This is a genomic window from Actinomadura roseirufa, from assembly GCF_900659635.1.
Taxonomy (GTDB): Bacteria; Actinomycetota; Actinomycetes; order Streptosporangiales; family Streptosporangiaceae; genus Spirillospora; species Spirillospora roseirufa.
The window spans coordinates 1-7,457 of record NZ_CAACVB010000328.1; the positions used below are offsets into that span (position 1 = coordinate 1).

The 7,457-nt window shown below is 75.5% G+C and carries 4 protein-coding genes and 1 pseudogene; 2 read left to right on the forward strand and 3 right to left on the reverse strand.

Annotated features, from left to right (window positions below):
• Nucleotides 1–800: pseudogene (locus E1291_RS36770) on the reverse strand (hypothetical protein); the annotation flags it as partial.
• A gap of 301 nt (nt 801–1,101) precedes the next feature.
• On the opposite strand from E1291_RS36770, the gene E1291_RS44810 reads away from it, so the two are divergent.
• The gene (locus E1291_RS44810) at nt 1,102–3,378 is read left to right on the forward strand and encodes a protein kinase domain-containing protein (RefSeq protein WP_131742668.1); all 2,277 of its coding nucleotides are present in this window, start codon (nt 1,102–1,104) and stop codon (nt 3,376–3,378) included.
• 27 nt (nt 3,379–3,405) lie between these two features.
• On the opposite strand, the gene E1291_RS36780 is transcribed toward E1291_RS44810, so the two are convergent.
• Together E1291_RS36780 and E1291_RS36785 are read right to left on the reverse strand one after the other, a co-directional pair.
• A complete protein-coding gene (locus tag E1291_RS36780) occupies nt 3,406–5,571 on the reverse strand; it encodes an MMPL family transporter (RefSeq protein ID WP_131742669.1) in 2,166 nt (721 codons plus the stop codon).
• Nucleotides 5,572–5,845: 274 nt separating this feature from the next.
• The gene (locus E1291_RS36785; protein WP_131742670.1) at nt 5,846–6,775 is read right to left on the reverse strand and encodes a Ppx/GppA family phosphatase; all 930 of its coding nucleotides are present in this window, start codon (nt 6,773–6,775) and stop codon (nt 5,846–5,848) included.
• 105 nt (nt 6,776–6,880) lie between these two features.
• Between E1291_RS36785 and E1291_RS36790 the strand changes: the two genes are divergently transcribed.
• Nucleotides 6,881–7,318 carry a PH domain-containing protein gene (locus E1291_RS36790; RefSeq protein ID WP_207401135.1) on the forward strand — a complete coding sequence of 146 codons (438 nt, stop codon included), beginning with the start codon at nt 6,881–6,883 and terminating at the stop codon, nt 7,316–7,318.
• Nucleotides 7,319–7,457 lie beyond the last annotated feature (139 nt).

Sequence of the window (7,457 nt, forward strand, 5' to 3'; positions counted from 1 at the left end):
GTCGAGGACGGCGGCGGGCGCGGCCGGGCGGTCTCCAGCGCCGCGTCCCGCGCGCGGCGCCCGAACGCCGACAGCAGCGGGTCGTACACCTGGCGGCCGAGCGCGACCGCGACGCGGCCCGTCGACCCGGGCGCCACGGTGAAGTCGCTGAACTCCACCACCATGTCCCCGGCCTCGTTGAAGACCAGCGAGGGAAAGGACCGCGGTTCGGCGCGCACCAGCGCCGGATCGGCCCGGGACGCCAGCCGCTCGCGGACCCGCGCGGCCAGCCCCGCCAGCCCGGCCCGGCCGTCGAGCAGGTCGGCCGAGTCGTGCGCGGTCCGCGTGCGGCCGTCGTACCAGAGCGTCCGCCGCGACTCGCCGCCGGAGGCGCCGAGGAACTGCCAGGTCACCAGCCGCACCCCGACCACCTGGCGGGACGCGCCGGTCAGCGACCAGCGCACGTTCAGCTCCGGGACGCCGCCGCCCGGCGGCTCGGCGGCGCTCTCGGTGCGGGCGGCGAACGGGCGGACCTGCTCCTCGACGGCCGCGGCGAGCCGGCGGGTCAGCGCGTCGGCGCCGGGAACGCGCGGATAGGAGGCGTACAGGTGGCGGGCCCCGGCGGGCTCGGCGCGCACGACGGCGGTCAGCCCGGGGATCGCGGCGGGGTCGACCGTGCGGACGGCGGTGGCGTCGCCGGCCGGCCGTTCGCCGCGCCCGGCGGCGCCGGAACAGCCGACGAGGAGGGACGCGGCGGTCAGGAACGCGGCGCACAGGGCCGCCGGGGGTGAGGCCGCGCCCCGGGTCCACGGGTTGATCAACGGGTTCCCCTACCGAGCCGCGCGGTCTTCTCTTTGGCGATCGCGTGGCGTCCTCTTGGCCGATCGCTTGGGCGGCCAGGGTATGCCCGCCGTCCGCGCGGAATGGACGCCCCGAGGGGGACGCCCGAGGGCTTTGCCGACCACCGAGAGGGACTTGGGGAACCGTTGACCTTGTCGGAGGTCTGGCCGCGCCCCCCCGACCTCTGCCATCGTGGGGGCGGAATCCGCGGGGTCGCAGGGCCGGGTGCCGCCGCGGGGCGGCCGTCCGCGACCCGGCCCCGCCGGGGCGAAGGGATCGCCGATGGAAAGCCCGCGATCGCACCCGGGAGCCCCCTCGCCGGGCGAGCTGCGCCCGGACGACCCCACCCGCGTCGGCCGGTACCGGATCGAGGCCAAGATCGGCGAGGGCGGGATGGGCGCGGTCTATCTCGGCCGCGACGCCGACGGGCGCCAGGTGGCGGTGAAGGTGGTGCGCGCGGAGCTGGCGGGCGACCGCACCTTCCTCGCCCGCTTCCACGACGAGGCCGCCAACGCCGAGCGCGTCGCCTCGTTCTGCACCGCGCAGGTCCTCGAACACGGCGAGGACCTCGGGCTCGCCTACATGATCACCGAGTACATCGACGGCCCGTCGCTGCTCCAGCACGTGGCCGAGAAGGGCGCGCTGTCGCCCGGGATGCTGCACGGCGTCGCGGTGGGGGTGGCCGCCGCGCTGGTCGCCATCCACAGCGCGGGGCTGGTGCACCGCGACCTGAAGCCGAGCAACGTGCTGCTGTCCATCTCCGGCCCGCGCGTGATCGACTTCGGCATCGCCCGCGCGCTGGACGCGGCCAGCGCGCACACCCGTACCGGTCAGCTCGTCGGCACCCCCGGCTGGATCGCCCCCGAGCAGATCACCAGCCAGCGGGTCACCCCGGCGGTGGACCTGTTCGCCTGGGGCTGCCTGGTGGCCTTCGCCGCCAACGGCCGCAACCCGTTCGGGCAGGGCTCGTTCCAGATCATGGCGGCGCGGGCCGTGCACGCCGAGCCCGAGCTGGGCTCGCTGCCCGGCACGCTCGACGGGCTCGTCCGCGCGTGCCTGCGCAAGGACCCCGAGCAGCGCCCCTCGGCCCGCGACCTGCTGCTCGCGCTGGTCGGCGGCGGCGGTGAGGCCGCCGTCAACACCACGCTCGGCGCGTCGTGGGCGCCCCCGCCCCCGTCCGCCGCGCCGACGGTGCTCTCCCCGGGAGCGCCCGCGGGCGCTCCCACGGGACCGCCCTCCCCCGGCCCGGTCGCGGCTCCGCCCCCGGCGCCGTCCCCGCCCGCGCCTTCTTCGGGGCCTCCTTCGGGAGCGCCCGCCGGTGCGGCTCCCGTCGCTCCGCCGTATCCGGGGGCGGCGCCGGACCGCGCGTGGACGCCTCGGCCCGCCCCGCCGAACCCGGGTCAGGGGCAGGGGCGACCGGGGCAGGTCACCGAGCCGCCCTTCGAGCGACGCACCGACCCCGCCGCCGGGACGCCGCTTCCCCCGCCCGGCCCACCGGTCGAGCTGCCGCGGACCGTCCCGTCGGGAACGCCCTTGGGAACACCGCCGGGCGTACTGCCCGGTGCGCCCTCGGGCGCGCCGCCGGGCGTGCCGTCCGGCGCTCCGGCGGCGCGGAACCGGCGCCCGGTGCTGGTGGCCGCGGCGGCGGTGGCGGTGGCGGTGCTGCTCGCCGCCGGGGGCGCGTACCTGTTCGCCCGCCCGGAGGGCGAGAAGGCGCACAACTCCGCCGCGCCGGCGGGACCCGCCGCCTTCCCGGCCGACCCCCTGCTGGTCCGGATCGACACCGAGCCCGGATGGCCGAGGTCGTGTCACGGCGACATCGGCACCTACAAGCCGGGGGCCGCGGCGCCCGTCACGCTGGTGCGCGGCTCGCAGTGCGACATCCTGCCCGTCCGGTCGCCGGACGGCAGGCGGGTCGCCTTCACCCGGACGGGGCCGGGGTCGGCGGCGGCGTTGGTGGTCAACGCCGATGGCAGCGGCCTGACGATGGTCACCGACAAGCTGGCGGGCGGGCGGGTGACCTGGTCGCCCGACGGGACGAGGCTGGCCTACGTCGGCAAGCAGGGCGACACCCCGCAGCTCTACGCGATCACCCTCGACGACCACAAGGTCACCCAGCTCACCACGGACGGCTCGGCCAAGGACGACCCGATGTGGTCCTCCAAGGGGCTGGTGTTCTGGAGCAGGCGCGACGGCGCCGAGCAGCTGTACACGCTCGACCCGGACCGCCCGTCGGCCCCCTGGACGAGGCTCAGCCGGGACGGCGTCCGCGCCGTGGACCCGGCGTGGACGCGGGACGGCTCGATGATCGCCTATACGCGGGGGGCGTCCACCGAGAGCGAGATCTGGGTGATGCGGGCCGATGGCTCCGGCGCGCACCGGGTGACGGCCTCGTCCGATCACGACATGGACCCCGCCTGGTCCAAGGACGGCCAGTGGATCTGCTACGTGCGCGGCGCGGTGGGGACGCCGCAGATCCGCGCGGTCCGGGCCGACGGCACGGGCGACCGCGCCGTCAGCCCGTCCGGTCACGTCCTCGGCCACCCGAACTGGTCGTAGCCCGGCCGGGCGGCCGGGGACGGCCGGTCAGTCGCCCCGGCCGACCGGGGCGGGCGTGGTCTCGCCCGCCTCGGCGGGGCCGGTGGCCCGCGACAGCGCGCTCGGCCACCACAGGTGCCGGCCGAGGTCGAGGTTGAGCGCGGTGACCAGCACCGACCGGACGACGAAGGTGTCCAGCAGCACGCCGAAGGCGACGGTGAAGCCGAGTTCGGTGACGAACACCAGCGGCAGCGAGCCGAGGGCGGCGAACGTCCCGGCGAGCACCGCGCCCGCCGAGGTGATGACGCCGCCGGTCGCGGCGAGCCCGATCAGCGCGCCCCGCCAGGTCCCGTGCCGGCGCGCCTCCTCGTGGACGCGCGTCATCAGGAAGATGTTGTAGTCGGTGCCGAGGGCGACGAGGAACACGAACGCCCACAGCGGGAAGGACGGGTCCGCGGACGCGAACCCGAACACGTGGTCGAACATCAGGGCGCTGACCCCGAGCGCCGCCGCGAACGACAGCACGACCGTCGCCACGAGGATCAGCGGCGCGACGAGCGCCCGCAGCAGCGCGGCCAGGATCAGCAGCACCACGACCAGCACGACGGGGATGACGACGTTCTGGTCGTGGTGCGAGGCGTCGCTGACGTCGAGGGTGACCGCCGAGGCGCCGCCGACCTCGGCCTTCGCGCCGGGCACGCCGTGCGCGGCGCCGCGGGCGTCCTTGACGGCGTCGAAGCCCTGCTCGGCGTCCGGCGGGGCGTTGAGGGTCCCCTCCAGGTAGACCCGGCCGTCCACGGGGCGCCCGGGGTTCGTGCCGGCGGGCTTGACGTCGGTGATGGCGGGCACGGACGCCAGCGCGGCGCGGACGGCGTCCTGCGTGCCGTCGTTGGTGATGATCTGGACGGGCGACCCGCTGCCGGCCGGGAAGTGCTTCACCAGCACGGCCTCCCCGGTGACCGAGTCGGGTTTGCCGGAGCTGAAGGCGTCCTTGCTCGGCAGCGATCCCGTCTTGAGGCCGAAAAGCCCGAACGAGAGCGCGCCGAGGACCACCGCGGTGACGATCCAGGTCAGGCGCGGGCGGACGGCCACCTTCGCGCCGACCCGCGCCCACGCGCCCCGCTCGGTCGGCTCGTCGGAGCCGAAGCGGGGGCGCCGGGGCCAGAACACCCAGCGCCCGCAGATCACCAGGAGGGCGGGCAGCAGGGTGAGCATCGCGGCCAGCGCGACCGCGACGCCGATGGCCATGACCGGCCCCATGCTCTTGGTGGAGTTCAGGGTGGCCAGCAGCAGGCACAGCATGCTGAGCGCCACGGTCGAGCCGCTGGCGAGGATCGCGGGGCCGGCGCGGTGCAGCGCGATCGCCATCGCCTCGTGCCGGTCGCGGTGCCGCCGCAGTTCCTCCCGATAGCGGGCGATCAGCAGCAGGGCGTAGTCCGTCCCGGCGCCGAAGACCAGGACGGTGAGGATGAACGCCGCCTGCCCGTTCACGGTGAGCCCGGCGTGCTCGGCCAGCAGGTAGACGACGGCCTCGGACCCCATCAGCGCGACGCCGACGCACAGCAGCGGCGCGAGCCACAGGATCGGGCTGCGGTAGGTGACGAGCAGGATCGCGATGACGATGGCGGCGGTGACCAGCAGCAGGGTCTTGTCGAATCCGGAGAAGACGATGCTGAAGTCCCCGGCGTACCCGGCGGGGCCGGTGAGGTGCGCCTTCAGCCCGGAGTCGCCCTTGCGGGCGATGTCGCGGTAGTCCTTGACCGCCGGGCCGAGCAGGTCCCAGCCGTCGTTGCCCACCTTCACGTTGACGATCGTCTGGATGGCGCGGCCGTCCTTGGCGAGGACGGGGCCCTGCACGCTGTCGGCGAGCACGCGCGGCGGCTTGTCGCCCTTGGGGTCGCCCTGGACGGTCTTGAGCGCGGGCACGTCCGCGGCGGCCTTGGCCTGGTCGGCGGCCGTCACCGGGGCGCCGCCCCGGTCGTAGACGATCACCGCGGGGTAGGTGTCGGCGGGCGTGAACCGCTTGGACTCCTTGACCACCCGGGTGGCCTCGGCGTTCTTCGGCAGCCAGGACGACGCCTCGTTGCTCTGCGCGCCGGTCAGCTTGCCGGCCATCGGCGCCGCGACGGCGAGGACCACGAGCCAGATCCCCAGCACGACGTACTTGCTCCACCGCCCGCACGGCAGCGAGGACCACCTGTTCGCGCCCGTCATGTATTACCCCCTGGGGTGTGGGCCGCCCGCCTCCACTCCCTATGCCGACACCTCGGGGTAAGTAAAGACATATCGCGTTATCAGGCCACCCCTGGCCACCGCGCCGGAGCGCGTTTCAGCAGGTCACCCCAAATTCGGCCGGATCCGGACAAATCTCATCCTGACACTCCCCAACCGTGCGTGATCGGGATTCCCGCTGTCAACAGGCCCGCCGCCCGGCCGGCGGCCGTGCGGCGTTCGGCCGGCGTTCAGGGGGCGGGCGCGGCCGGGCGGGTCAGCCGGTGATCGAGTCGAGCCGGCGCAGGATCACGCCCTCCCGCAGGGCCCACGGGCAGACCTCCAGCTCGGCCAGCCCGAACAGGTCCATCGCCGCGTCGGCCACGATCGCGCCGGCGGGCAGCTGCGGCGCCCGCCGCTCGGACACCCCGGGCAGCGCCGCCCGCTCGCCCGGCGGCATCCGCGCCAGCCTCTCGGCCCATCCGGTCAGGTCGGCGCCGCGCAGCACGCGCCGCTGGTACGGTCCATCGACCGACGGCGCGGCGCCGCCGATGCGCGCGAGCTGCTTGAAGGTCTTGGACGTGGCGACGGCGTGGTCGGGCGCCCCGTACCGGGCCACCTCGCCGACGTGCCGGGCGATCTCGGCGCGGACGTGCCGGCGCAGCTTGCGCACCTCGTCCGGGGTCGGCCGGTCCGAGCCGAACCAGTCGCGGGTGAGCCGGCCCGCGCCGAGCGGCACCGAGAACGCCGCGTCGGGCTCCTCGTCGATGCCGATGGCGATCTCCAGCGACCCGCCGCCGATGTCCACGACCAGCAGCCGCCCCGACGACCAGCCGAACCAGCGGCGGACGGCGAGGAAGGTCAGCCGCGCCTCGTCCTCCCCGGACAGGGCGCGGATGTCGACCTGCGTCTCGGTCCTGATGCGCTGCAGGATCTCCTCGCCGTTGGAGGCGTCCCGGACGGCGGACGTCGCGAACGCCACCAGGTCCTCCACGCCCTTGTCCTCGGCGATCTGCAGGGCCTCGTCCACGAAGGCCCGGAGCAGGACCTCGCCCTCCTCGGAGAGGCGGTCGCCGTCCTCCAGGTGGGCGGCGAGCCGCAGCTCCGCCTTGTGGGAGAACGCGGGGAGGGGCCGTGCCCCCTGGTGGGCGTCCACCACCAGGAGGTGCACGGTATTGGAGCCCACGTCCAGCACACCGAGTCGCATGCGATGACGCTACCGGAACGAGATGGACGAAGATTGGGCAGACCGGCCCTGATGGGGATACAACCCTCTACCCGTCCCTGGGGCGCCAGCCGTTACGGTGGCGTCATGGCCGAGGACACCGGGACGAGCGCCCGCTGGCGCGTCCCCGTCAAGCAGGTCGTGGCCAAGTGCGCCGCGGCGGTGGTGGTCGCGGTGCTCGCCGCGGCGAGCACCGGGGACGTGCAGCGGCTGCTGCTGGCGGGCGTCGCCGCCGCCGGGCTGGCCGCGCTCGCGCTCCGCGACCTGCTCGCCCCGGTCCGGGTGGCCGCCGACCGCGAGGGCGTGACGGTGGTCGCGGGCTACGCGGGCCACCGGCGCGTCCCCTGGGCGGAGGTGACCGCGATCCGGGTGGACGAGCGGCGCCGCCTGCTCCTGCACACCCGGATCCTGGAGATCGAGACCGCGACCGGCCTGCACCTGTTCAGCGGGTTCGATCTCGGCGCGGACGTGCACGACGTCGCCGAGGCGCTCTACCGGCTCCGCCCGCACGACGCGCACCGCTGACCCGGGCTCCCCGCGGCCCGCGGGGTCACGGCGCGGGCGGCAGATCGCCCGGGGTCGGGTACGAGCTCTGCGCCCCGGGCCGGCGGACGGCCGCCGCGCCCACCCGGGCGGCGAAGCGGGTCGCGTCGGCGAGGGCGTC